General features: G+C 61.9%; 20 protein-coding genes. 19 read left to right on the plus strand and 1 reads right to left on the minus strand.

Going from position 1 to position 25,416, the window contains the following annotated elements; translation table 11 throughout:
- The first annotated feature begins 130 nt into the window (after nt 1-130).
- From CYD26_RS19980 to CYD26_RS20030, 11 genes are all read left to right on the plus strand, one after another.
- Nucleotides 131-1,438: a nucleotide sugar dehydrogenase gene (locus CYD26_RS19980; RefSeq protein WP_102053420.1), complete on the plus strand. Its 1,308-nt coding sequence runs from the start codon at nt 131-133 to the stop codon at nt 1,436-1,438.
- A gap of 177 nt (nt 1,439-1,615) precedes the next feature.
- Nucleotides 1,616-3,109: a glycosyltransferase gene (locus CYD26_RS19985; protein WP_102053444.1), complete on the plus strand. Its 1,494-nt coding sequence runs from the start codon at nt 1,616-1,618 to the stop codon at nt 3,107-3,109.
- 15 nt (nt 3,110-3,124) lie between these two features.
- Nucleotides 3,125-4,273: a PilZ domain-containing protein gene (locus tag CYD26_RS19990; RefSeq protein WP_065760790.1), complete on the plus strand. Its 1,149-nt coding sequence runs from the start codon at nt 3,125-3,127 to the stop codon at nt 4,271-4,273.
- Between the two features lie 10 nt (nt 4,274-4,283).
- Nucleotides 4,284-5,729, plus strand: a complete 1,446-nt coding sequence (locus tag CYD26_RS19995; protein WP_065760789.1) for a tetratricopeptide repeat protein — start codon at nt 4,284-4,286, stop codon at nt 5,727-5,729.
- On the plus strand, nt 5,726-7,183 hold the full coding sequence (locus CYD26_RS20000; protein ID WP_102053421.1) for an alginate export family protein: 1,458 nt from the start codon (nt 5,726-5,728) through the stop codon (nt 7,181-7,183). Before CYD26_RS19995 ends, CYD26_RS20000 begins: the two co-directional genes overlap by 4 nt.
- A gap of 14 nt (nt 7,184-7,197) precedes the next feature.
- A complete protein-coding gene (locus CYD26_RS20005) occupies nt 7,198-8,625 on the plus strand; it encodes an MBOAT family protein (RefSeq protein WP_102053422.1) in 1,428 nt (475 codons plus the stop codon).
- 9 nt (nt 8,626-8,634) lie between these two features.
- A complete protein-coding gene (locus tag CYD26_RS20010; RefSeq protein ID WP_102053423.1) occupies nt 8,635-9,729 on the plus strand; it encodes an alginate O-acetyltransferase in 1,095 nt (364 codons plus the stop codon).
- Nucleotides 9,730-9,741: 12 nt separating this feature from the next.
- Complete coding sequence (locus CYD26_RS20015; RefSeq protein WP_102053424.1) at nt 9,742-10,395, plus strand: alginate O-acetyltransferase AlgF; 654 nt, start codon at nt 9,742-9,744, stop codon at nt 10,393-10,395.
- Between the two features lie 41 nt (nt 10,396-10,436).
- Nucleotides 10,437-11,840: an alginate biosynthesis protein AlgX gene (locus CYD26_RS20020; RefSeq protein WP_065760784.1), complete on the plus strand. Its 1,404-nt coding sequence runs from the start codon at nt 10,437-10,439 to the stop codon at nt 11,838-11,840.
- Nucleotides 11,831-12,946: a polysaccharide lyase gene (locus tag CYD26_RS20025; protein WP_102053425.1), complete on the plus strand. Its 1,116-nt coding sequence runs from the start codon at nt 11,831-11,833 to the stop codon at nt 12,944-12,946. The genes CYD26_RS20020 and CYD26_RS20025 overlap by 10 nt, the downstream gene beginning before the upstream one ends.
- A 17-nt stretch (nt 12,947-12,963) precedes the next feature.
- Nucleotides 12,964-14,427, plus strand: coding sequence for a right-handed parallel beta-helix repeat-containing protein (locus tag CYD26_RS20030; RefSeq protein ID WP_102053426.1), 1,464 nt, complete (start codon nt 12,964-12,966; stop codon nt 14,425-14,427).
- Here the strand turns inward: CYD26_RS20030 and CYD26_RS20035 are convergent.
- Nucleotides 14,402-14,848 (minus strand): N-acetyltransferase, encoded by a 447-nt coding sequence (locus CYD26_RS20035; RefSeq protein ID WP_102053427.1) that lies wholly within the window; start codon nt 14,846-14,848, stop codon nt 14,402-14,404. The genes CYD26_RS20030 and CYD26_RS20035 overlap by 26 nt on opposite strands.
- A gap of 213 nt (nt 14,849-15,061) precedes the next feature.
- Here CYD26_RS20035 and CYD26_RS20040 point away from each other — a divergent pair, with 213 nt between their 5' ends.
- The 8 genes from CYD26_RS20040 (at nt 15,062) to CYD26_RS20075 (ending at nt 25,407) form a co-directional block, all read left to right on the plus strand.
- Entirely contained in the window at nt 15,062-16,660 is a 1,599-nt protein-coding gene (locus CYD26_RS20040) for an inorganic phosphate transporter (protein WP_102053428.1), read from the plus strand.
- 48 nt (nt 16,661-16,708) lie between these two features.
- Nucleotides 16,709-17,053, plus strand: coding sequence for a hypothetical protein (locus CYD26_RS20045; RefSeq protein ID WP_099774250.1), 345 nt, complete (start codon nt 16,709-16,711; stop codon nt 17,051-17,053).
- Between the two features lie 163 nt (nt 17,054-17,216).
- Nucleotides 17,217-17,636, plus strand: a complete 420-nt coding sequence (locus CYD26_RS20050; protein ID WP_102053429.1) for a hypothetical protein — start codon at nt 17,217-17,219, stop codon at nt 17,634-17,636.
- Between the two features lie 29 nt (nt 17,637-17,665).
- Nucleotides 17,666-18,055, plus strand: coding sequence for a tautomerase family protein (locus CYD26_RS20055; RefSeq protein ID WP_102053430.1), 390 nt, complete (start codon nt 17,666-17,668; stop codon nt 18,053-18,055).
- Nucleotides 18,056-18,146: 91 nt separating this feature from the next.
- Nucleotides 18,147-20,252 (plus strand): elongation factor G, encoded by a 2,106-nt coding sequence (gene fusA / locus CYD26_RS20060; protein WP_065760776.1) that lies wholly within the window; start codon nt 18,147-18,149, stop codon nt 20,250-20,252.
- Nucleotides 20,253-20,395: 143 nt separating this feature from the next.
- Entirely contained in the window at nt 20,396-21,847 is a 1,452-nt protein-coding gene (locus CYD26_RS20065) for a SulP family inorganic anion transporter (protein ID WP_065760775.1), read from the plus strand.
- A gap of 102 nt (nt 21,848-21,949) precedes the next feature.
- Nucleotides 21,950-23,230 carry a bifunctional O-acetylhomoserine aminocarboxypropyltransferase/cysteine synthase gene (locus CYD26_RS20070; RefSeq protein ID WP_102053431.1) on the plus strand — a complete coding sequence of 427 codons (1,281 nt, stop codon included), beginning with the start codon at nt 21,950-21,952 and terminating at the stop codon, nt 23,228-23,230.
- A 221-nt stretch (nt 23,231-23,451) separates the two neighbouring features.
- Complete coding sequence (locus CYD26_RS20075) at nt 23,452-25,407, plus strand: DNA topoisomerase III (RefSeq protein WP_102053432.1); 1,956 nt, start codon at nt 23,452-23,454, stop codon at nt 25,405-25,407.
- Nucleotides 25,408-25,416: the final 9 nt, after the last annotated feature.

Here is a 25,416-nt window from a genome sequence, read left to right on the forward strand (position 1 = left end):
CAGGCCGGATATAAGACTGCTCCTACCTACGCGCCAGCATGGCTACCTATTGAGCTCCGGGAGGCGTCCATATAAGAATTTCCCTAACTAACGATCCCGGATCAGTCGATGAACCGGGAGAGAGGGAACTATGCATATCAGTATTTTTGGATTGGGTTATGTTGGGGCTGTCTGTGCCGGTTGCCTTTCGGCACGCGGACATCAGGTGATCGGTGTCGATATCTCCGAGGCCAAGATCGAGATGATCAACCAAGGCCAGTCACCCATCGTTGAGCCTGGCCTTGAGGCATTGCTGCAAGAGGGCCTGCGCAAAGGGCTGCTGCGTGGCACGACCGATGTTCAGGCCGCAGTTCTGGAAACCGACCTGTCACTGCTCTGCGTTGGTACCCCGAGCAAGAAGAACGGCGACCTGGACCTGGTCTACATGGAGGCCGTGTGTCGCCAGATCGGTGAAGCGCTGCGTGACAAGCCCTCGCGGCACACCGTCGTGGTACGCAGCACCGTGCTGCCCGGAACAGTGAAGAATGTGGTGATCCCGCTGCTTGAAGCCACGTCAGGCAAACGTGCCGGTGTCGACTTCGGCGTCGCGGTGAACCCGGAGTTCCTCCGCGAAAGTACGGCGATCAACGACTACGACTTCCCGGCGATGACCGTCATCGGAGAGCTCGACAGCCAGTCTGGCGAGCTGCTGCAATCGCTCTACGAGGGCCTGGACGCACCGGTGATTCGCAAGTCGATCGAAGTCGCCGAAATGATCAAGTACACCTGCAACGTCTGGCATGCGACCAAGGTCAGCTTCGCCAATGAGATCGGTAACATTGCCAAGGCCTCGGGCGTCGACGGCCGTGAAGTGATGGATGTGGTCTGCCAGGACCACAAACTCAATCTGTCACGCTATTACCTGCGCCCCGGCTTTGCCTTCGGTGGCTCGTGCCTGCCCAAGGATGTTCGCGCCCTCACCTACCGCGCCGGCCAGTTGGACGTCGAACACCCACTGCTTGCCTCGATCATGGCCAGTAACCGCAGCCAGGTGCAGAACGCATTCGACCTGGTGACCGGTTTCGACAAACGTCGTATCGGTCTGCTCGGCTTGAGCTTCAAGGCTGGCAGTGACGACCTGCGCGAGAGCCCGCTGGTAGAGCTGGCCGAAATGCTGATCGGCAAAGGTTATGACCTGCGCATCTACGACGCCAACGTGGAGTACGCGCGGGTATTCGGCGCCAACCGCGATTACATCGAAGGGAAAATCCCGCACGTCTCCTCACTGCTCTGCAACGACTTGCAACAGGTCATCGACGACTCGGATGTGATCGTGCTCGGTAACAACGACAACCGTTTCGCCCTGGCGCTGGAGCGCAACGACAACAAGCAGATCGTCGATCTGGTCGGCTTCATGCCGCATACCAGTGACGCTTCCCGTGAAGGGATCTGCTGGTAAGCCTGAACGCTCCGCCAAGAGAGCAGCCGGCACCCGCCATCAACTGACACGACCTGCCATCGTCCGCCCGCCTCGCGGGACGGCGACGTGCAGCCGTGTCGCCGGCAGGCGCCGCCACCATCAAGGAGAGACGAACACATGGAACGACAGTCAGGCCAACCTGCGGGTCACTCAGGCATGCTCAGGGCAAGCGCACGCTTCTGCGCCTGGGCCTGCCTGTTCGGCTTGGTCGCGCTGGTCTCGGAAATGGTTGCACCGCAATACCTGGACCCCAATCACCACCTGTTCATTTTCATCATCGGCACTCTGGGCATGTGGCGCTATGGCAACGCCATTGTCCATTACCTGCGCGGCATGTACTTCCTGCACTGGAAGTTTCCACGTATTCGCAAGGCCGTCGAGCGCATGGGCGATGCAGCACTGCCAGCCCACATGTTCATGGTGGTCACCAGTTTCCGTATCCCGACCCATACCACCTTCAAGGTCTACCAGTCGGTATTCCAGGAAGTGCAGCGGCTCAAGGTACCGTGCACGGTCATCGCCTCGATCGTCGAGAAAGGCGACGAGCACTTCATCAAGGACATCATGCGTAACGAGGTCAAGGGCCGCGACGACATCAAGCTGGTTATCGTCCGCGCCCGCGGCACCGGAAAGCGTGATGGCCTGGCGCATGCCTTTCGCGCACTGTCGCGGCAGATGCCCATGGAAGACTCGGTGGTCGGCGTGGTCGATGGCGACACCATGATGCTGCCCGGCTGTGTCGAACGTGCGGTCAAGCTGTTTGCCTACCTGCCCAATGTCGGCGGCCTGACCACCAACGAGTTCTGCGAGGTCGAAGGCAGCCGCCTGATGCGCGAATGGCACTCGATGCGTTTTGTTCAACGGCACATCAACATGTGCTCGATGGCCCTGTCGCACCGCGTGCTGACCCTGACCGGGCGGCTGTCGTTCTTCCGTGCCAGTGTGATGACCGACCCCGAGTTCATCAGGGATGTCGAAGCCGACTTCCTCGAACACTGGCGCCTGGGCCGCTTCCAGTTCCTCACCGGTGACGACAAGTCATCCTGGTTGAGCCTGATGCGTGCGGGTTGGGACACCTTCTATGTGCCCGACAGCAACACCCTGACCGTGGAGCATCCGCCAGACAACAGCTTCTGGCGTGCAACCCGGCAGTTGATGTTCCGCTGGTACGGCAACTCGCTGCGGCAGAACTTCCGCGCCACCCACCTGCTCGGGCGAGCGCGACTGGGGCTGTTCACCCTGTATGTGCTGCTGGATCAGCGGGTATCGATGTGGACATGCCTGATGGGCCTGACTGCATCGGTGGTGGCCGGCCTGGTGTTCGGCATCCAGTACCTGCTGGTGTACCTGTTCTGGGTGCTGCTGTCGCGCACCCTGGTCACGGTGATGTTCCTGTTTGCCGGGCACCCGGTCAGCCCGGTGTACCCGTTCGTTCTTTATTACAACCAGATCGTCGGCTCGGTGATGAAGGTTTACGCAATGTTCCACATGGACCAACAGCGCTGGACCCGACAAAAAACCACATTAAGCAACGGCAGCGTCAACTTCGATGCAGCCCTGAACCGCTGGTCCTCCAAAGCGATGCTGTGTTCCTCCATCGCGATCTTCTTCGGGGTCATCTCGGTTCTTCTCGAACTCACGCAACGTTAAGGAAAGGCGCCTGTCATGAGTAGCTCCAGCACCCCAACAGTACCGGCCAATGTGGTCCATGAAGCGATCGACGAACGTCAGTACGTGCGCACCAAACTCAATGCCCGGGTCCTGCTCAGCGCAACGGGCCAACCCTCATTCGAGAGCACGCTGCAGGACATTTCCCTGGGCGGTATCGGCCTGGTTCATGCAGACCCGCTGAAGATCGGCAGCCTGTACAACGCCTCGATCAAGCTGCGACTGAATCAGATCGACCTGAATATCGACAGCAAGGTCAAGATCGTGTCCCAGCGCGGCCAGGAGGTCGGCGCACAGTTCGTCGACCTCGATACCCAGAAGCGCGACATCCTGCGCTACATCATCACCGCCTACATGTCCGGCGAAATCGCCGACATCAATGGCCTGTTCAACGTGATGCAACGCGAGAACTACATCAAGGAACGCAAGCACACCTATGCCAGCGCGCGTTCGGCCGGCGACCGCCTCAAGGCCATGACCGGCACCCTGCTTTACACCGCCGCCGGGATCGCCGCGCTGAGCTTTGTTGCCTACAAGAGCTACCTGCTGCTGTTTCGCATCCCGGCGCTGCAAGCCCAGGTGTCGGCCAATGCCCAGGTCATCAGCATGCCCGACAACGGCTATGTGAAGTTCCTGCTGCAACCGGGGCAGACCGAGGTCAAGGCCGGCGAGCCGGTGGCGAGCATTTCAACGCAACTGGCGACCAGCTTTACCAGCCCGGCCGACATGAAGGCAGTCGCCGACCTGTCGCCCGGCGACCTGCAAACCCTGCTCGGTCGCGCCACCATCGAAACCGTGATCAACAGCCCGTGCGACTGCCAGGTGTACTTCCCAAGCAAGCCATTGGACGGCTTCGGCTACAAGCAGGCGCCACTCATGCACCTGCTGCCGAAAAACGAAGACCTGTTCGTCACCGCCAACGTGCCGTTCGACAAGCTCGCCGACATCTCCCGGGTGACCTCGGTCGACCTGCAGGTGTTCGGCCTCGACGAGCGCTTCACCGGCACGGTGGTGGACTCGCGGGTGGATGAGCTGAACAAGAACCTGGCCCTGACGATCCGTCCGGACACGCGCTTGCCAGCCCAGGCCTATCTGAAACCGGTGTCAGTAGACCTGTTCCTCGGTCTGCCGTCGCTGTCGCGCTAAGGGCCGAGCGATGAAACCGATGACGCCCACCTGGTTGCTGCTCGGCGCCCTGGCCTGCACTGCCCCGGCGTTGGCCGGGCAGAGCCTGGAGCAAATCCGCTATGCGCTGTACAAAGACCCCAGCGCCGAGGTCACGGCTGATCTGCGCGTGCTGGCCGAGCGTGGTGACCTGGCGTCCAAGCTGTTGCTGGGCGACCTGTTGTCGAGCAGTGAAGGTGCCAGCCGCCAGGAAGTGATTCGTCTGTACCGCGAAGCCTTTGCCGACGGGCGCGGGCTGGTCCCGGCGCTGGCTTCACTGGCGCGCCTGCTCGACCGCAGCCCGAGCCTGCGCCAGGGCCAGCGCGCCTGGGTTGAACAGGCGCTGACGCGCTACCCGAGCAACCTCGACCCGCGTAACGCCAGCACAACCCTGGAAGTGTTCCTGGTGTACCCGGAACTGGTGCCAACCCATGAAGCGGCGCAGGTGCTTGGCCTGTATGAGCAGTCGTGCCTGCTCAACTGCCGCCCGGCGTTGTACCGCGCTGTTCTGGCCGAGCGCCAGGGCGATCGTGCCGCGGCCGAGCGAGGCTATCAACAGGCGGTGCGGACCGACATACGGGCCATCGACCGCTATTACCGCTTCCTTGGCGAGGATCAGGACACGGCCTTCCCGGCCTTCGCCCGAACCCTGGAGGCCGAGCGGCCGCAACTGCCGGTGGACATCGTTCACCGTATCGGTTCGCTGCTCGACAGCATCACCAGCGTGCGCCGCGCCGAACAGGACGCCGACCGCTACGAGCGCCAGGCCAACGGCATGGGCCCGGACAAAGCCCAACCGAGCCCACAGCAACTGGCCCAGGAAAAGGCCGAGGCCGAAGCCCTTGATCTTGCCACCGCGGAAGCTCACCGCTGGCGTGACAACGCGGTGGAGCGCGGTTTCGTCCCGGCAATGGTGTCCAAGGCCAACTACATGATTTCCAACCCGACCGAGCACAACGCCGAGGAAACCCAAAGCCTGATCGACCAGGTAAAGACCCGGGAGCCAACCCGGGCCAAGGCACTGCAAGCCTCGTTCTACATGGTCAACAACTGGCTCACCCTCGACCCGGACAAAGCCCGTGCACTGATCGATGAACTGATCGCCAGCCACTACCCCGATGCCCAACTGCTGCTTGGCGAGTACTACAGCAAGGGCGTCGAGGACGAGCCCGACCAGGAAAAAGCCCTGGCGATTTTCCAGCAACAGGCACAAGACGGCTCCACCGCGGCCTGGTACCGCATGGCGACCCTGCATGCGTATGGCCGGGCGATCTGTCATGACCCGGTCAAGGCCTACACCTATGCACGGGTCGCTCTGGACCTGGGCGAAAACGGCGCCCGCAGCCTGCTCAAACGCCTGGAAAAAACCCTGAAAAAGGATGACATCGAACGCGCCCTGGTGGCCCGTAACGATCTGTTGAAGGAGGCTACCCTGTGAAAGCGCACCATTCCCTGTTCGGCGCCCTGCTCGCCCTGACCCCTGTTTACGCAGCCTTGGCCGCCGAAGAAATCACCGGCCCGGAAGCCGACAGCAGTGAACCGGTACGGGTTGCCGCCAGCGATGGCAGCGAGCCGGTGATTACCTCCGAGTTCTTCAACAAGCTCACCGTGCAAACCGGCTACGGCCCGGAAAACTCCCAGGTCGGCCGCAGTCGCGAGATGTTCTACAGCCTGCGCTACGAGCCCTCGTTCGCCTGGTACTCACCGGAAAAGCGCTGGGCCAAGTGGCAGGTCTACGGCCGCCTGTGGCTGGACTATGACTCCAGCCAGGCAATCAGCGTGCAGAATGAAAACGCCAACAGCTTCGGCCGCGAGCAGCCCGAAGGCTGGTACGCCGAGCTGCGCGAGCTCTACGTCAAACGCAACCTGCTGGGTGACGACCCGCGTTTTTCACTGTCGGCAGGCCGCCAGCGCTACTTTGACGACTACGGGATCTGGTGGGATGACAGCCTTGAGTCGTTGCGTTTCAACTACAACGACACCTTTTCCCATGGCTTCCTCGCCGTGGCGCAGAAGTTCTACAACTACAACAGTGACGTCAACACCCTGGCCGACAGCGAAGAGCGCACCACCTACCTGATGGGTGAGTATGCCTACCGCTGGAGCGAGCGTAACTGGGCGGGCGTGCGCCTGATGCATGAGGACGACCACAGCGGCCACGACCCTGAAGACCGCTACGACTTCAAGGGCATGCGCTACGGGCTATTCTTCAAGGCCGATGACTTGCAGGTCAGCCCGCTGTTCAGCGACTACCACCTGGAGCTGGCCGGGCTTGATGGCAAGATCGACAACACCGACGGCAATGGTATTACCAGCACCGGCAACAGTACCCGTGGCTGGGCGGCGCTGGGCGAGATTGGCAAGCGCTTCCACGACCTGCCCTGGACCCCGCGCCTGGCATTGCGCGGTGGCCTGACCGACAAGCCCTGCGATGATAACGACGGCTTTCGCCTGAACACCATCCAGTCTGACCGTATCACCCGCCAAGGCTCCTATAGCACCCGTCTGACCAGTTCGTTCGTCAGCCTGGACCTGCGCAACCTCAGTTACTACGGCTTTGCCCTGGAAACCCAGCCAACCCCACGCAGCGCCCTGGACCTGAGGCTCACCGAGCTCAAGCTGCGCGACGCCGAAGGCACCCTGCCGATCCGCATCGACGGTGATCAGCGCAGTGCGCGTAATCAGGCCATCACCCAAGGCACCCATACCGGTGGCAAGACCGTCGGGCAGATGCTCGACCTGAACTACTACTGGAAAATGTTTCCCGTGGCCATCGACGGCAAACACCTGGACGTCAACACCCTGGTCAGCGCCAGCTACCTGAATGCAGGTAACGCGCTGGACACCGGCGATGACTATCAGCTGACGCTCGGCGTCGTGATCAGCTACTAAGGACGGGCCCCGAGATGATCTTCGCCTCCAACGTCTTTCTGTTCCTTTACCTGCCGCTGTTCCTGGCCGTGTACTTCCTTGCCCGGCCGCAGTGGCGTTCAACGGTGATCGTGGCCGCCAGCTACATCTTCTACGCCTGGTGGCGCCCGGACTTTCTGCTGTTGTTCGTCGCCATTACCTACTGGAACTACTGGTTCGGCCTGCGCATCAAGGCGCGCCTGGATGCCGGCGACAAACGCTGGGCGTTTCGTCTGTTGTGGATCGGCATCATCGGCAACCTGTCGACCCTGGGCTACTTCAAGTACGCCAACTTCGGCGCCGAAGTGCTGGCCGCCCTGCTCGCACCGCTGGGCATCAATACCTTTACCCTGGAGACGATTTTCCTGCCGCTGGGCATCTCCTTCTATGTGTTCCATGCCCTGAGCTACATCGTCGACATTTACCGCAAGGACGCCACGCCGACCAACAACTTCATCGACTTTGCTGCGTTCGTTGCACTGTTCCCTCACCTGGTTGCCGGGCCGATCCTGCGCTACAGCCAATTGGCCCCACAACTGCGCCAGCGGACCCATTCGCTGGAGCTGTTCTCGCTGGGCGTGTGCCGGTTCATGCTCGGTTTCATCATGAAAGTACTGATCGCCGACCAACTGGCGCCGATCAACGTGCTGTTCGTCAGCGAAGGCACCCTGCAATTGAGCGATGCCTGGTTCGGCCTGGTGATCTCGACCCTGCAGCTGTACTTCGACTTCGCTGGCTACAGCCATATGGCCCTGGGCCTGGCCCTGATGATGGGCTTTCGTTTTCCGGAGAACTTCAACCAGCCCTACGTCTCGCAGAGCATCACCGAGTTCTGGGCCCGCTGGCACATGACCCTGGCGCACTTCCTGCGTGACTACGTGTACATGCCGCTGGTACGCAAACGCATTGCCGGAGCCCTGCCCGCACTGGTCTACACCATGCTGCTGTCGGGCCTTTGGCACGGTGCCAGCTTCGCGTTCATCTGCTGGGGGCTGTTCTTCGGTTTCGGCATGGTGATCGAGCGCAAATTCGACCTGGCGACCAAGATCACCACGCCCTACCACCTGGGCCGCAACCTGCGCACGGCGTTGTTGATCATCCTCAGCATGCCGCTGTTTTTCACCAACGACCTGCGCCATAGCCTGGCCATCTACCAGGCACTGTTCGGCTTCAACGGCCTCGGCTCACTGGAGCTGTACGTCCTCGGCGCGTCGAAGATGGCCATGTCCTTCGCCGCCGTGGCGCTGTGCTGGCTGATCCTGGCCGGGAGCAACAACGTGCGCTACTACGCCGGCAACAAGGAGCACTACTTCATGCGCCACGTCGGCGGCCTCAAGGCCGTGCTGCTGTGGTGCGGGTTCGGCCTGGCGCTGAGCAGCCTGGCGGCGCATTCCTTCTCGCCCTTCCTGTACTTCCAGTTCTAGGAGACTGCCATGTACCCGGTGTTCAACTCGGCAAGCAAGGTCAACGGCATTCTGTTCTGCCTGGTGTTGGCGGGCATGTTCATCTACTCGCTACCGCCCGTTTTCAGTTTCGCAAAAAACCAGAGCGACGCCTGGACGCTGTTCGTCGACGGCAAGTTGCTGCGCAAGTTCGAGCAGGCCTACGACAAGCGTTTCTTCCTGCGCGAACCCTCGGTAGCACTGTGGGCCAACGCCCAGTACCAACTGTTTGGCGAAGGCACCAAAGGTGTGGTGCTGGGCAAGGATGGCTGGCTCTACACCAACCAGGAGTACCGCGTACCCAACGACCTGGACGCCAACATTGAGGGGCAACTGGCACAGATTGCCGCGGTCGAGCAGCAACTCAAACAGCACAACAAGCAGCTGATCGTACTGCCGTTGCCCATGAAGCTGGACATCTATGCGGCCCACACCCAACACCCCTTCGACCCTCGGGTAGTGAGCCTGTATGACCGTTTCGTCGGCCAGCTCCAGGCACGACAAATCGCCGTCACCCCGGTGCGTTCAAGCTTTCTGCAGCACCTGGAAGGGCCAGAACTGTTCCTCAAGTCCGACACCCACTGGAGCCCGGAAGGCGCCCGCCTGGCCGCTTATGAACTGGCCCGCCAACGGCCTGAGTTGCTCGGTGACGAACGTTACGTGTCGAACAAGGTGGCGGAAAAAATCGTCAAGGGCGATTTGATGAACTACATCCAGTTCGGGCAAAGCCCCCTGGCTCCGCAGTTCGGTGCCAATTCGATCGCTGTCTACGAAACCCTCAAGGCCAGTCAGAACGCCGATGAGCTGTTCGCCGAGGAGCACCAGAGCCTGCTGCTGGTCGGCACCAGCTACAGCAAGATCGATGACTGGAACTTCGTCGGTTTCCTCAAGGAAGCACTGAACCGCGACCTGCTCAGTGTCGCCGTCGAGGCCCGCGGGCCATTCGAGGCCATGAGCCAATTCCTGCAGAGCGACCAACTGGCCAATCCCCAGATCGACACCGTGGTCTGGGAGTTCCCGCTGCGCACCCTGCTTGCCCACCGGATCGGTTCACTGAGCCGCCCCGCCCAGCCCCAACACTTTTAAAGGAAGATCCCCATGACCCGTACCTTGCAGCAGTTCCTGGCCGCCAGCGCTCTGGCCCTTGGCGTACTCAACGCGCCGATTGTTATCGCCGCCGAAGGCAACGCCGACCTGTATGACGCCGTGGCCCCGGCCGACTCGGCCTTTGTTCGGGTATTGAACCTGAGCAACAGCAACATCGAGGTGACCCTGAGCGGCAAGGTAACCCCGCAAAAGGTCGCCCCCGGGCAACTCAGCGGCTACCGTTTCACCCCTGCCGGTACACACAAGATCGCGGTCGGCAGCAAGTCGATCGAACCGCAATTGATCAAGAACGCCGCCAGTACCGTGGTCTATGACGGCAAAAGCCTCACCCTGATTGCCGACAAATACGTCAACGAACCGAAGAAGGCCCAGGTCGCCTTCTACAACCTGACGCCGGCCAAGGCGGCGTTGAAAACCGTCGACGGCAAGCACGTGATCATCGACCCGCTGGGCAAGGACCAGACCGGCAGCCGCATGGTCAACGAAATCAAGATCGGCTTCGCCGCCTATGTCGAGGAACAGAACGTGGCCAGGTTCGAGGAACTGTTCCTGAAGAAAGGTCGCTCCTACAGCTACGTGCTGCTGCCTCAAGGCAGCGGCTACCGCAGCCTGAGCCTGGCCAACAGCATTGACCCCAGCGAGTGAATGACCACTGCCCTTGTTCAACAGGATGATGAATCGCGCACATGAAGACTTTACTCCCCCTGGGCCTTGTCGCCGCCCTTGCCTGCTTCAGCCTGCCCGCCACGGCAACTGAAACCGGCAAACGTGCTGCCTGCGAGAGCCTTGAGTGCATGACCTGCCCCGCCCTGAGCGACCCGCAGAAGTACGCCGAAGGGCGCATGAAGCTGATGCGTGAAATTGTCCCGGGCAAAAACCGCTGGCTGTTCCGCTCGATGGTCGACCTGACCAACGATTTCGGTATCCCGGCGCCGATGCGTCCAGAGTTTGCCCGGCTGATGGCTGCGTTCCGCCAACAAGGTATCCATGTCGCCATGGCGATCCAGCCCACCCGTGGGCTGATGCACCGCGACAAGCTCTATCCCGACCAACTGCATGGCTTCGACTTCGCCCGGGCCAGCGGCAACCTGAGCAGCTACCTGCAACAGTTGCGCAGTGCCGGCGCAGTGGTACCCGACATGATGCAACTGGTGCACACCCCGCCCAAGGGCGAGTACTTCTTTCGTCGTGACCACCACTGGACCCCCAGTGGTGCCGAGGCAACTGCACGCTTGCTGGCCGACGAGGTGCGCCGGCAACCGTTCTATGCCGAACTGAGCAAAAAGCAGTACCGCACTGAACCTGGCGTCATGGTGCCCAAGGACGGCACCCTGAACCTGGCGATGAGCTATATCTGCGGCAACAACTATGGCTTCCAGTACGTGCGTGGCTACCAGACCATCCCCATGGCCGACGACGCCAACGCACTGTTCGACGAAGCACCGGACCCAGAGGTGATTCTGGTCGGTGACAGTAACTCGGCCGCCCGTGAGGACGAGAGCAAGCAGTTCAACTTCGACGGCTACCTCAAGCAGTACCTGGAAGTGGACATCCTCAACTACGCCCTGCCAGGCGTTGGCCAGGATGGCTCGCTGCTGGAATACCTGCTCTCGGACAACTACAAGCCCAAGGCGCCGCCCAAGCTGATCATCTGGGAGTTGCCCGCCAACTATCAGCTAGAATCCGAACCCATGTATCGGCAACTGATTCCGGCGATCAAAGGCGGTTGCTCGACCTCTACCGCAGTGCTCGGCAACCACGTGCAGCGCCCGGCCTTGAAGGTCAGTGACCGCATCGAGTTGCTCAGCAATGCCGGTGAGGCACGCAAGAACCTCAGCAGTGGCCAGGGCTTTCTGGACATCAAGATCAGCGACAAGAACGTCAAGGATTTCTACGTCATCGTCTATTACGACAACGGCGCCCGCGACAAGGTCTGGTTCCGCCGCGAAGCAGCCGTCACCGGCGGGCAGTACTACCTGGAACTGAGCAAGGCCAAGGAATTCGCCGGCGCCAACCTGCTCTCGGTGTTTCTTGAACCCACCAAACCCGGCACTGCTGCCACTGAAGTGGAAACCCGACTATGCCTGTAAAACGCTGGAGCGTCGCCGGGCTTGGCCTGTGCGCCGCGCTGCACCTGGGCAGTAGCCTGGCCGCCAGCTCGATCTGGCCGGCTCAGGCCACCGCGCAGTCGGCGATGATTGCCGACTACCGCAGCCTGGCCTGCAGTAAAGAGCCGCCACCGCCCTACACCGGCAACCTGCAACTGCAGAGCAAGTACGACCAGAGCGACGCCAGCAAATCGACCTTGCGCAGCGACCCGGACGCTGGCACGGAAAAGGTCGGCAAGCAGGTCAAAGCGTTCATCGGTGGGCTGATTTACGCCAACAAACGCTTCCTGCGGGCCAAAACCCCACAAGAAGCCAACATGGCCCTGGCCTGCCAGGACCAGTGGCTGGAGCGCTGGGCCCAGGCGGGCGCGCTGCTCAACCCCGACGCCAGCAGCACCGGCATGGCCGCACGTAAATGGGCGGTCGCCGCCATGGCCTCGAACCTGCTGCTGACCCAGGCGGCGAGCAATGGCAAGGTTAAGCTCTCGCCCGCCCAAAACGCCTGGTTCGAGCGCCTTGGCGAGCTGGTCATCCGTGAGTACCAGCCGCGCCAGACGCCGGACTTCACCTGGTTCAACAACCATGACCATTGGGCCGCCTGGGCAGTCGCCGCGACCGGCATGCTGGTGCAGCGCGACGACTTCATCCACTGGGCCGACGGCAACCTGCGCCGAGGCCTGCAGCAGGCCGTGCGTAGCAGCGACGGCAGCTATGCCTACCTGCCGCTGGAAGTAGCGCGCAGCAAACTGGCCGCGACCTACAGCCAGTATGCCCTGGTGCCGTTGGTGCTGCTGGCCGAGTCGGCGCGGGCCAACCACCTGCCCTGGAGCAGCGAGGATCAGCAAACCCTGGAACTGCTGGCCAACTTTGCCGCGCGCAGCATCCTTGACCCCGACAACCTGCCGGAACTCAAGGGCCAGTCACAGACCGATGTCGCGCCGTACAAGCTGGCCTGGTTGATCCCGTTCCTGCAACGCGCCCCGGACAACCGCCTGGCGCGTCAGCTGTATGACAGCGAAGACGGCGACGTCGACAACTACAGCCAGCTCGGCGGCCCGCTCAAGCCGTTATACCCCAAACTGCCGTAACCCAAGGACGAACCGCCATGGCCTTGTTTGCCCGTCACCTCTACCTTCCCTGCCTGGCGCTGTTGCTGGCTGGCAGCGCTCACGCCGCCAGCCAGAGCCTGCCGCTGCAGCAGTCACTCAGCACCGTTGCCACTGCAGAGCACCAAGCACACCTGCAACAGCTGCAGGCCCAGGCCCGTGAGGCTGTGCAGATGCACATGCCTGAACGCCCGCGCCCTGCCGGACGCGGCAGTGTCAGCCTGCAACCAATGTTCTCTTCCCAGGGCGGTAGCTGGCCGTTCGAGCCGTTCGTCAACAACGGCCTGTTCCGTGCCATTGCCGGCTATCAGGCGCACCACCCCAACGCAGTCCTGATTCGCAGTGGCAGCGTTACCCTTGCGCAACTGCATGACGCCCTCAAGGACGAGCGCATCCTCAAGCGCTACAAGGACGGCTACCTGCTCAGCTACCCACTGATGATCGCCAGCGACGGTGGCCTGGTGCTCGAAGGCACCAGCCTGTACCTGTACAGCTACTCCGGTACTGCGCTGATCAACCAGGGCTGGCTGGGCCTGAACCAGTCTCGCCTGGAGAGCGTCGCGGGCGACAAACCAGGCAGCACTGACCGGGCCTGGCGGCCATTTGTGGTGGCCTGGGCTGGCAGCCACACCCAGGTGCTGAACTCGACCCTCAACCGCCTGGGCTACAACGCCAACCTGTCGCGTGGCCTGAGTACCGCCCTGAGCGTGCAGCAACCCGCCAACAGCCGACCGGCGACGCTGCTGGTGCGTAACAGCCAGTTCAACGAACTCAGTGCAGTAGAGCTGCAACATACCCTGGCTCAGTTCGACAGCAATCGCTTTGAACAATCACAGCAATACGCCCTGGACATCCGCGACAGTCAGGCGCTGATCAGCCAGAACCAGATCCGCGGCGTCGACAACAACAGCGCCATCCGCCTGCGTGGCAACACCCGGGCGCTGGTCGAGGGCAACCTGATCCTTGGCGCCAACAAGGCTGCCATCGAGGTCAGCGAACAACACGGTGCGCTCGTACTGAGCCGCAACCGCATCGGCGCCAGCCGGGGCAACGGTATCCTGCTGCGCAGCCTGCAACCCACGGGCACTGCACCGTTGCTGATTGACGACAACCTGATCGGCAGCAGCCAGGGTAGCGCGATAGATGCCAGTGAAGTCGCCGCGGCAACGCTGATCAACAACCGTATTGGCAACACCCCGGAATATGCCGTCAGCCTGCGCAATGCCAGCGCCCTGCCCGGCCCGTTGATCCTTAGCGGCAACACCCTGGGCCAGGTCGGCAAGGCGGTGGTGCGGGTCGAAGGCTTGAACCAGGTGGACCTGGGGCCTAACCGCTTCAACGGTACACCCCTGCTACAGAACCTGTTGATCGGCGATTTGCTGCCCGTACAGAGCCTGCTGCTCGACGCCACCCTGCGTCAGCACCAGGTGATTCGCGTCAGCCAGGTGGCTGCCGTGCAATAACGCGCTGCATGCGCACAAAGCAATCGTCCTCACCCACCGCTTCAAAGCCCCGGCGCCGGTACAACCCCTGCGCCGGGTTGCTCTTGAATACGGTCAGGCGCAACAACGGCAGGCGCCGCGCTGCCGCCCAGACCGCCAACTGCTCCAACGCCCAGGAGCCGACGCCCTGCCCCCGGGCGCTTGCAATCACCTGCAGCTCGCGAATGAACAGCGCCCGGGCATCCTGGCTCAGGCTGCAAAAACCCAGTATCTGCTCGCCCTCGACGATCAGCCATTGCTCACGCCAGGTCCAGGCTTGATCAAAGGCTTCATCCATCCACAGGAGGTCGTACTCCCGGTAATACGGCAGCATGTTGTCGCACGTCAGCGCGCGAGCAAAAGGCAAGTGCTGGTCAGTAGCGCGAATCAGTTGCAGGGTCATTAAACGATCAACCAAAAATGCCGGCCTTGCCGACGAAGGGATCAACAGCGTATCAGCGCCTGTACGGACGCTGTGGACGATACAACGCTTGTCAGTAAAACGTACGCACTTACAGGTTTACTTGATCAAGATCAGATCGCCATCACTGTTTGTTTCTATGCTGGTCACGCACGGCTCGTTACTTCATGGCAAACGCTACCTGGACCCCTTCTCATGACCACCCCGACACTGGCGACACGCTCTGCACTTTCAAGCGTTAGCCAAACTCCCAGCCGCGCCACGCTGACCCTGTTTTTCTCCTTGTTGCTGGCCGGGTTGGTGTACACCGCCTGGAGCCTGTTTCGCGATGTCAGTGCCAGTGGCACGGTGATTACCACCTGGACACCCTTTGTCCTGCTGGGCGTAGCCCTGGTAATCGCTCTGGGGTTCGAATTCGTCAACGGTTTCCACGATACCGCCAACGCGGTGGCCACGGTCATCTATACCCATTCGCTCCCGGCCTCGTTCGCCGTGATCTGGTCGGGCTGCTGGAATTTTCTCGGCGTACTGTTCTCAAGTGGCGCAGTAGCCTTCGGTATCGTCGCGTTGCTGCCGGTGGAACTGATCCTGCAAGTCGGCTCGTCGGCCGGCTTCTCGATGGTCTTCGCCCTGCTACTGTCGGCGATTGTCTGGAACCTGGGAACCTGGTGGCTGGGGCTGCCGGCTTCATCGTCACACACCTTGATCGGCTCAATCATCGGCGTTGGCGTGACCAATGCCCTGATGCACGGTCGCAACGGCACCAGCGGCATAGACTGGACCCAGGCCAGCAAGGTCGGCTACTCGTTGCTGTTGTCACCGGTGGTCGGTTTTGTCTGCGCCGCCTTGTTGCTGCTGACCTTGCGCCTGTTGGTCAAGCGCAAGGCGCTGTACCAGGCGCCCGTCGGCAACGCACCACCGCCCTGGTGGATTCGCGGGATGCTGATCCTGACCTGTACCGGTGTGTCCTTCGCCCATGGCTCCAACGACGGGCAAAAAGGCATGGGGCTGATCATGCTGATTCTGGTCGGAACCCTGCCGATGGCCTATGCACTGAACCGCACCATGCCCGCTGAACAATCCGTGCAATTCGCCTTCGTGGCCGAGGCCACCCAACAGGCGCTGGTGCGCACGGCACCACAGCCGGCACCCGACGATCCGCGACAGACCCTGACCACCTTCATTCGCAGCCAGCAGGCAAATGCCGATCTGCTACCCGCCCTGGCCGCGCTCGCCGGCCTGATTGGCCAAGAGGTCAAGGGATATGGCTCCTTTGCCGGCGTACCGGCCGAGGCCATGGCCAATGTGCGCAACGACATGTACCTGACCAGCGAAGCCATTCGCCTGATGGACAAGCAGAAGCTGATCCACTTTGATCCGGCGACCCAGGCCACCCTGCAAGACTTCAAACGGCAGATCGACGATGCCACGCACTACATTCCCCTCTGGGTGAAGGTTGCCGTGGCCATCGCCCTCGGGCTGGGCACCATGGTCGGTTGGCGGCGGATCGTGGTGACCGTCGGCGAGAAAATCGGCAAGACCCACCTGACCTACGCCCAGGGCGCCAGCGCCGAACTGGTCGCGATGTTCACCATTGGTGCGGCAGACCTGTACGGCTTGCCCGTTTCGACCACCCATGTGCTGTCCTCTGGCGTGGCCGGCACCATGACCGCCAATGGCTCGGGCCTGCAGCTACGGACCATCGCCAACCTGCTGATGGCCTGGGTGCTGACCCTGCCGGCGGCGATTGTGTTGTCGGGTAGCCTGTACTGGTTACTGCGCCAGGTGTTCTGAAACAGCAGCCATACTCAAGGCACCCTCGCCACCTCGCGGAGCCTTGCCATGGCTGAACTGCTGCGCCACATCTGCCGTCTGCTGGACAATGGGCTGAACAAGGACGTCTTCGACAACCTGCGCAACTTTCTCATGTGCTCGCTGCTGCTGGCGGCTGGCAGCAGCACGCTCACCGGTGATGGCCAAGTGTATTTCGGCCTGTTCGCAGCGCACATGGCCGGCGTCGGGCTGATAGCGCTGGCCGTTTTTCTGATGCTGCTGAACATGGCCGACGGCCTGCGCAAGCTGTCCAAGGCCCGCCATCCGCTGCTCCTGCAGGTCATTCTGTGCCTGGTCTACATGCTGTTGGCGGTGCGTGTGGTAGAGATTGTCTGGGAGTTTCGTGCCACCTGAACCCGCAGCTCGCGGACCCGCGTCCAGGCATCCGCCTGCAAGCACTGCGCCTGCCCACCCCTACTCGTCATAGTGATACATGGGGCCTTGGCTGCGAGCAGGCAGCGTTGTGGTGTAGGCTAACTGCCCTGGAAGAATAATGATTCAAAAAAGGATGAGCCCCATGACGTACGATGACGCCTCCTTGCGAGCCCTTGCCACACTGCCCCACACCGCCCTGTTCGTCGCCTGGGCCGTGCAACGGTCCCTGACCAGCCGTAACTTTCAGGCAGACTTCGACTACGAGATCAATTCGCTGGTTGAACGTACCCTCACGCCCGGCCTGTTCTTTCGCCAGTGCTGCGACAGCAGGCTCAACGCTGAAGACCTCAACCGCCAGGGCAATGCCTTCGTCGCCCACTACCTGGCCATCGAGAACGGCCAGTTTGCCGCCGACTGCCAGGACCTGCTGGCGACAAAGGGTGATCGCCCCAGCAGTGTGGCCGACACCTGGGACAACTTCGACAGGCTGAAACCACGCCTGGATGAACGCTTTGCGCAGTGGCAAAAGGACCTTTACCTCGCAACCAGCACCACAATCTGACCCTGCACATTTCCAAGGATGGACTACCCATGGCACAAATAAAGGTCTATGGCCTGCGCTCGACACTGGAGCGCCACCGCACAGGACTGTCGGAGGCGATTCATGCCGCAGTGATGGCTGCACTGGCGTATCCGGTCGAGAAACGTTTCCAACGTTTCATTGCGCTGGACCCGGCGGATTTCCTCTACCCCGACGACCGCTCACACCAGTACACCATCATTGAGATCAGCCTGTTCGAGGGCCGTTCGGTACAGGCGAAGAAAGCACTCATTCGCCTGTTGTTCCTGTACATCGGCGAACGCACCGGTATCAGCGCCCAGGATGTGGAAATTACCCTGTCTGAAACCCCGCGGGAGAACTGGGGTATTCGCGGCCTACCGGGAGATGAGCTGGGGTTGAACTACAAGGTTGAGGTCTGACAGGCGCCGTATGTCCGGGTGGCGCCCGCCGAGTGTCGATTGTTCTGCTACTTTGGGAATACCCAGCACGCACACGTACAGGTGACCCATCATGGCGCGCACCACTCCCATCGAGCTCTACCGCAACATTGGCATCGTTGCGCACGTAGACGCCGGCAAGACCACAACCACCGAACGCATCCTGTTCTACACCGGGGTCAACTATAAAATGGGCGAGGTGCATGACGGCGCCGCGACCATGGACTGGATGGCCCAGGAGCAGGAGCGCGGCATCACCATCACCTCGGCAGCCACCACGGCTTTCTGGCAAGGCTCGACCAAGCAGTTCCCGAACAAGTACCGCTTCAACATCATCGACACCCCCGGCCACGTTGACTTCACCATTGAAGTCGAACGCTCGCTGCGCGTGCTCGACGGTGCGGTGGTGGTCTTCAGCGGCGCCGACGGCGTCGAGCCGCAGTCTGAAACCGTCTGGCGCCAGGCCAACAAATACAAGGTGCCTCGCCTGGCCTACATCAACAAGATGGACCGCCAGGGCGCCGACTTTCTGCGGGTGGTGAGACAGATCGACAAGCGCCTGGGGCACCACCCGGTGCCGATTCAACTGGCCATCGGCGCCGAGGAGCACTTTGTCGGGCAGATCGACCTGGTGAAGATGAAAGCGATCTACTGGAACGACGATGACCAGGGCACCAGCTACCGCGAGGAGGAAATCCCCGACGCGCTGCGGCCACTGGCAGAAGAATGGCGTGCCCACATGATCGAAGCCGCCGCCGAAGCCAACGACGAGTTGATGAGCCTGTACCTGGACGGTGTCGAACTGAGTACGGCGCAAATCAAGGCAGGATTGCGTCAGCGTACCCTGGACAACCAGATCGTGCCGACGATCCTCGGTTCGTCGTTCAAGAACAAGGGGGTGCCGCTGATGCTCGACGCGGTGATCGACTACCTGCCGGCCCCTTCGGAAATCCCGGCCATCAACGGCACCGACCCGCAACACGAAGACAAACACCTGGAGCGTCACGCCGACGACAACGAGCCCTTCTCGGCCCTGGCCTTCAAGATCGCCACCGACCCGTTCGTGGGTACCTTGACCTTTGTCCGGGTCTACTCCGGGGTATTGTCCTCAGGTGATGCGGTACTCAACTCGGTCAAGGGCAAGAAGGAACGGGTCGGGCGTATGGTGCAGATGCACGCCAACCAGCGTGCCGAGATCAAGGCCGTGTGCGCAGGCGACATCGCCGCACTGATCGGCATGAAGGATGTCACCACCGGCGATACCCTGTGCGACATCAACAAGCCCATTATCCTTGAGCGCATGGACTTCCCCGACCCGGTGATCTCGGTGGCCGTGGAGCCCAAGACCAAAGCCGATCAGGAAAAAATGGGCATCGCCTTGAGCAAACTCGCCCAGGAAGACCCGTCGTTCCGGGTCAAGACCGACGAGGAAACCGCACAGACCATCATTTCCGGCATGGGTGAGTTGCACCTGGACATCATCGTCGACCGAATGAAACGCGAGTTCGGCGTCGATGCCAACATCGGCAAACCCCAGGTGGCCTACCGCGAGAAAATCCGCAATACCTGCGAGATCGAAGGCAAGTTTGTCCGCCAGTCGGGCGGTCGCGGCCAGTTCGGTCATTGCTGGATTCGCTTTTCGCCAAGCGATGAAGGCAAGGAAGGCCTGGAATTCACCAGTGAAGTGGTCGGTGGAGTCATCCCCCGTGAGTACATCCCGGCCATCCAGAAAGGCATCGAAGAACAGATGCAGAACGGCGTACTGGCCGGCTACCCGCTGATTGGCCTGAAAGCGGCGGTGTTCGACGGCTCGTACCACGACGTCGACTCCAACGAGATGGCCTTCAAGATCGCCGCGTCGATGGCCACCAAGCAACTTTCGCAAAAAGGCGGTGCAGTGCTGCTGGAGCCGGTGATGAAAGTCGAAGTGGTCACGCCGGAAGAATACATGGGTGATGTGATGGGCGACCTCAACCGTCGGCGTGGCGTGATCCAGGGCATGGACGACAGCCCGGCGGGCAAGGTGGTGCGTGCCGAAGTGCCACTGGGAGAAATGTTCGGCTACTCCACCGACATGCGCTCAATGTCCCAGGGCCGGGCCAGTTACTCGATGGAGTTCATTCGCTATTCAGAAGCGCCAGCCAGCATAACCGACGTGATTATCAAGAAACAGGGCTAGCCGCCACGGTACGCGGCACTCAAGACAACACGGCCAACCAGCGGGCTGGCCGTGACATTTCCAATTGCGTAAGATCCGCTCCCCTTTTTGCCAACACCGTTGACCGCGACCGCTTTCGCCGGTCGGTTTTTTTCAGGTACCCCATGAAACCCATTCGCCTACGCGCCGAGGCCCTGGCCGGCCTTACCACGTCCTTCGCCCTGCTGCCCGAATGCATCGCCTTCGCGCTGGTCGCGCACCTCAACCCGCTGATGGGGTTGTACGGTGCGTTCATTATCTGCACCTTGACCGCCCTGTTCGGTGGGCGACCAGGCATGATTTCCGGCGCTGCCGGATCGATGGCGGTGGTGATCGTGGCGCTGGTGGTGCAACACGGCGTGCAGTACCTGCTCGCCACGGTACTGCTGGGTGGGCTGATCATGGTCGCCTTCGGCCTGCTGCGGCTGGGCAAACTGGTGCGCATGGTGCCGCACTCGGTAATGCTGGGGTTCGTCAATGGCCTGGCCATCATCATTGCCCTTGCCCAACTGGAGCATTTCAAAAGCGCAGAGGCCTGGCTCAGTGGTGCCCCGCTCTACCTGATGATCGGGCTGGTTACGCTGACGATGGCCATCGTCTACCTGCTGCCGCGCCTCACCCGCGCAGTGCCACCGGCGCTGGTTGCAATTCTGGGTGTCGGCCTTGCGGTGTACCTGCTTGACCTGCCGACCCGCACCTTGGGCGACATGGCCCATATTGCCGGCGGCCTGCCAGTATTTGCGCTGCCCCAGCTACCCTGGAACCTTGAAACCCTCGGCATCGTCGCCCCTTATGCGATTTTGATGGCCTTGATCGGCCTGCTGGAAACCCTGCTGACACTGAACCTCACCGATGAAATCACCGAAACCCGTGGCTACCCGGATCGCGAGTGCGTCGCACTGGGTGCAGCCAACATGGTTTCAGGGCTGTTCGGCGGCATGGGTGGATGCGCGATGATCGGCCAAACGGTGATCAACCTAAGCTCCGGTGGCCGTGGTCGCCTCTCGGGCGTGATCGCTGGGGTGATGATCCTGCTGTTCGTGCTGTTTCTCTCGCCGCTGATCGAGCGCATCCCGCTGGCCGCGCTGGTCGGGGTGATGTTCGTGGTCTCGCAACAGACCTTCGCCTGGGCCTCGCTGCGGGTGTTCAACAAAGTGCCCTTGAACGACGTACTGGTGATCATCTCGGTGACCGTCATCACGGTGTTCACCGACCTGGCCACCGCCGTGCTGTGCGGGATCATCATTGCCGCCCTGAACTTTGCCTGGCAGCAAGCCCGCGAGCTTTACGCAGACGGCCATCTGGAAGCCGATGGCAGCAAGCGCTATCAATTGCATGGCACGCTGTTCTTCGCCTCGACCACCCAGTTCCTGAACCAGTTCGACCCGGCCAACGACCCGGCCCAGGTGACGCTCGATTGCCGCCACCTGAGCTTTGTCGACTACTCGGCAATCGCCGCGCTGAAAACACTGCGCGAACGCTATGCCAATGCCGGCAAGCACCTGCGCGTGCTGCACTTGTCTGAGCGCTGCAGGCAACTGCTCAGACGCGCGGGCATGCACACACCAGGCGAGTGAGTCGCAGGAGGAGCGTTTCAGCAGGCCTGGCGGCTCTTGACCGACGCAGACACTGCGGCCCATGCTCACGTTCCTCCAACCGAACGCTCAGGGAACGACTGTATGAAGCTGGAAACCTTAGCCATTCACGCGGGCTTCAGCCCCGATCCAACCACGAAGGCTGTTGCCGTACCGATCTACCAGACCACCTCCTTCGCCTTTGACGACACCCAGCACGGTGCCGACCTGTTCGACCTGAAGGTGGCTGGCAATATCTACTCGCGGATCATGAACCCCACCAACGACGTCCTGGAAAAACGCATGGCCGCGCTTGAAGGTGGCGTCGGCGCACTGGCCGTGGCTTCGGGCATGGCTGCCATCACCTACGCCATCCAGACCGTGGCCGAGGCCGGCGACAACATCGTCTCGGTGGCCAAACTGTACGGCGGCACCTACAACCTGCTGGCCCACACCCTGCCGCGCTTCGGCATCCAGACCCGCTTCGCCGCCCATGACGACATTGCCGCGCTCGAGGCACTGATCGACGACAAGACCAAGGCGGTGTTCTGCGAGTCCATCGGCAACCCGGCGGGCAACATCGTCGACCTCCAGGCACTGGCCGACGCCGCGCACCGCCATGGCGTACCGCTGATCGTCGACAACACCGTCGCCACCCCGATCCTGTGCCGCCCGTTCGAGCACGGTGCCGACATCGTCGTGCACTCGCTGACCAAGTACATCGGTGGCCACGGCACCAGCATCGGCGGCATCGTGATCGACTCTGGCAACTTCCCCTGGGCTGAACACAAGCAGCGTTTTGCCCTGCTCAACACACCTGACCCGTCCTACCACGGCGTCACCTACACCGAAGCCTTCGGCCCGGCAGCCTTTATCGGCCGCTGCCGCGTGGTACCCCTGCGCAACACCGGCGCGGCATTGTCGCCGTTCAACGCCTTCCTGATCCTGCAAGGCCTGGAAACACTGGCCCTGCGCATGGAGCGCCATACCGAGAACGCCCTGAAAGTGGCGAACTACCTGCGTGAGCATGAACAGGTCGCTTGGGTGAAATACGCCGGCCTGCCGGACCATCCCGAGCATGAGCTGGCCGTGCGCTACACCGGTGGCAAGCCGGCGTCGATCCTCTCGTTCGGCATCAAGGGCGGCCAGGAAGCCGGGGCGCGCTTCATCGATGCGCTGAAACTGGTGGTACGCCTGGTGAACATTGGCGACGCCAAATCGCTGGCCTGCCACCCGGCCTCCACGACCCACCGCCAGTTGAACGACGAAGAACTGGAGAAGGCCGGAGTGCCACGTGACATGGTGCGCCTGTCCATTGGCATCGAGCACAGCGACGACATCCTGGCCGACCTGGCGCAGGCGCTGAAGGCCTCTGCACAAGGCTGAGTCGGTTTTTTTAGCGTTAGCAGGGTTGCTACTGGTGGGCAAGGCTCACTCCCACAACCTGCGAGGATCAGGCAGCTGGCAAGACCGCACCCGCGGATTGCCCAGCCCCTGGCAAACCCGCAGACACAATTGACTGTACATCCATACAGATAATGCTTGCCTCTCGCCGCCACCCTGCGCATGCTATGCAACTTCTATAGCCGCCAGACTCATCATCGGCCATGCGCCTCTTTCTCTGCGAAAAACCCTCCCAGGCCAAGGACATCGCCAAAGTCCTCGGCGCCAACCGGCGCGGTGATGGCTGCTGGGTCGGCAACGACCTCTGCGTAACCTGGTGCATCGGTCACCTGCTGGAAACCGCACCACCTGACGCCTACGATGCCCGCTATAAACGCTGGGTACTGGAAGACCTGCCCATCGTGCCGCAGCAGTGGAAGATGCTGGTCAAACCGAAAACCGCCAGCCAGTTCAAGGCGGTGAAACGCCTGCTGGGCGAAGCCCGTGAACTGGTCATCGCTACCGACGCCGACCGCGAAGGTGAAATGATCGCCCGTGAACTGGTCGAGCACTGCCGCTACCGTGGGCCGATTCAGCGCCTGTGGTTATCGGCACTCGACGATGCCTCGATCCGCAAGGCGCTGGCAGCGCTCAAGCCCGGTGCCGCTACGTTCAGCCTCTACCACTCGGCCCTGGGTCGCTCACGGGCCGACTGGCTGATCGGCATGAACATGAGTCGCCTGTTCACCCTGCTCGGCCGCCGTTCCGGGTACCAGGGGGTGTTGCCGGTTGGCCGGGTGCAAACCCCTACCCTGCGCCTTGTGGTCGACCGCGACCGCAGCATCGCCGACTTCGTGCCGGTACCGTTCTGGGCCATCGAGGTGACGCTAAGCAGCGCCAATGCGAGCTTTACCGCGCAGTGGCGCGCCCCGGAAGACGCCTGTGACGATCAGGGCCGCTGCCTCAATCCGGTACTGGCACAGCAAGCCGCCGAGGCCATTGGCGGCGCTGCCAGCGCTGAGGTGGTGAACGTGAGCACGGAGCGGGTACGCGAGGCTGCCCCGTTGCCCTTCGACCTCGGCACCCTGCAGGAGCTCTGCTCGAAAAAGCTGGGCCTGGGCGCCCAGGAAACCCTCGACATCGCCCAGGCGCTGTATGAAACCTACAAGGTCATCACCTACCCACGCAGTGACTGTGGCTACCTGCCGCTGAGCCAGCACAGCGAGGCCCCGGCCATTCTCGCCGCACTGGGCCGGGCCGACGCCAGCCTGGCCGCACTGCAACCCTATCTGGAGCCGCAACGCCGCTCACGCGCCTGGAACGATGCCAAGGTCAGCGCCCACCACGGCATCATCCCTACCGCTGCGGCCATCGACCTGGGGCGCCTGCCGAGCAAGCACAAGGCGGTGTTCAGCCTGATCCGCGCACGCTACCTGGCGCAGTTTCTGCCCAATCACGAATACGACCGCACCGAGGCCGACTTCGACTGTGCCGGTCAGGCACTGCGCGCCGTTGGCAAGCGTATCGTCGAACCCGGCTGGCGCCGCGCCCTACCCGAAGCCCTGACCCCAGGCAAAGGTCGCGAAGCGCCGGCAGCGCAGGTGTTGCCGGCACTGAGCAAAGGCCAGCACTGCGCCGTGGCCGGGGTCAATCTCAAGGACCTCTGGACCCAGCCGCCCAAACCGTTCACCGAGGGCGACCTGATCAAGGCCATGAAGAACGTCGCCAAACTGGTCGACGATCCACGGCTCAAGCAAAAGCTCAAGGACACCACTGGTATTGGTACCGAGGCAACCCGTGCCGGAATCATCCAGGGCTTGCTCGACCGAGGCTACCTGGTAAAGAACGGCAAGGCGTTGTCGGCCACCCCGGCTGCCTGCAGCCTGATCGACGCCGTACCTCGGGCCATTGCCGACCCAGGCACTACGGCTATCTGGGAGCAGGCACTGGACATGGTGCAAACCGGCGAGATGAGCCTGGAGGCGTTCGTTGCCAAGCAATCGGCATGGATGAGCAAGCAGGTCGAGCGATGTGCCGGGCTCAGCCTGAACATCAGCGGCCCGGCAGTTCCAGCCGGGGGTAGCAGCGCCCCCTGGAAAAAGAAACGCAAGGCCGCAGCGCGTAAACCATCGAGCAGCGCCAAACGTCCGAAGAAAACCGCGGCGCCAAAGGCCCGCTGAAAACGTGTA

This window comes from Pseudomonas sp. FFUP_PS_473 (assembly GCF_002858665.1).
In the GTDB taxonomy this organism is placed as follows: Bacteria; Pseudomonadota; Gammaproteobacteria; order Pseudomonadales; family Pseudomonadaceae; genus Aquipseudomonas; species Aquipseudomonas defluvii.

Coding starts and splice junctions, on each gene's coding strand:
- CYD26_RS20035 (WP_102053427.1), bottom strand. CDS start 14,848: ATGACCCTGCAACTGATTCGCGCTACTGACCAGCACTTGCCTTTTGCT.
- CYD26_RS20075 (WP_102053432.1), top strand. CDS start 23,452: ATGCGCCTCTTTCTCTGCGAAAAACCCTCCCAGGCCAAGGACATCGCC.
- fusA (WP_065760776.1), top strand. CDS start 18,147: ATGGCGCGCACCACTCCCATCGAGCTCTACCGCAACATTGGCATCGTT.
- CYD26_RS20070 (WP_102053431.1), top strand. CDS start 21,950: ATGAAGCTGGAAACCTTAGCCATTCACGCGGGCTTCAGCCCCGATCCA.
- CYD26_RS20010 (WP_102053423.1), top strand. CDS start 8,635: ATGTACCCGGTGTTCAACTCGGCAAGCAAGGTCAACGGCATTCTGTTC.
- CYD26_RS20040 (WP_102053428.1), top strand. CDS start 15,062: ATGACCACCCCGACACTGGCGACACGCTCTGCACTTTCAAGCGTTAGC.
- CYD26_RS19985 (WP_102053444.1), top strand. CDS start 1,616: ATGCTCAGGGCAAGCGCACGCTTCTGCGCCTGGGCCTGCCTGTTCGGC.
- CYD26_RS20045 (WP_099774250.1), top strand. CDS start 16,709: ATGGCTGAACTGCTGCGCCACATCTGCCGTCTGCTGGACAATGGGCTG.
- CYD26_RS20065 (WP_065760775.1), top strand. CDS start 20,396: ATGAAACCCATTCGCCTACGCGCCGAGGCCCTGGCCGGCCTTACCACG.
- CYD26_RS20005 (WP_102053422.1), top strand. CDS start 7,198: ATGATCTTCGCCTCCAACGTCTTTCTGTTCCTTTACCTGCCGCTGTTC.
- CYD26_RS20030 (WP_102053426.1), top strand. CDS start 12,964: ATGGCCTTGTTTGCCCGTCACCTCTACCTTCCCTGCCTGGCGCTGTTG.
- CYD26_RS19980 (WP_102053420.1), top strand. CDS start 131: ATGCATATCAGTATTTTTGGATTGGGTTATGTTGGGGCTGTCTGTGCC.
- CYD26_RS19995 (WP_065760789.1), top strand. CDS start 4,284: ATGAAACCGATGACGCCCACCTGGTTGCTGCTCGGCGCCCTGGCCTGC.
- CYD26_RS20020 (WP_065760784.1), top strand. CDS start 10,437: ATGAAGACTTTACTCCCCCTGGGCCTTGTCGCCGCCCTTGCCTGCTTC.
- CYD26_RS20050 (WP_102053429.1), top strand. CDS start 17,217: ATGACGTACGATGACGCCTCCTTGCGAGCCCTTGCCACACTGCCCCAC.
- CYD26_RS20015 (WP_102053424.1), top strand. CDS start 9,742: ATGACCCGTACCTTGCAGCAGTTCCTGGCCGCCAGCGCTCTGGCCCTT.
- CYD26_RS20055 (WP_102053430.1), top strand. CDS start 17,666: ATGGCACAAATAAAGGTCTATGGCCTGCGCTCGACACTGGAGCGCCAC.
- CYD26_RS20025 (WP_102053425.1), top strand. CDS start 11,831: ATGCCTGTAAAACGCTGGAGCGTCGCCGGGCTTGGCCTGTGCGCCGCG.
- CYD26_RS19990 (WP_065760790.1), top strand. CDS start 3,125: ATGAGTAGCTCCAGCACCCCAACAGTACCGGCCAATGTGGTCCATGAA.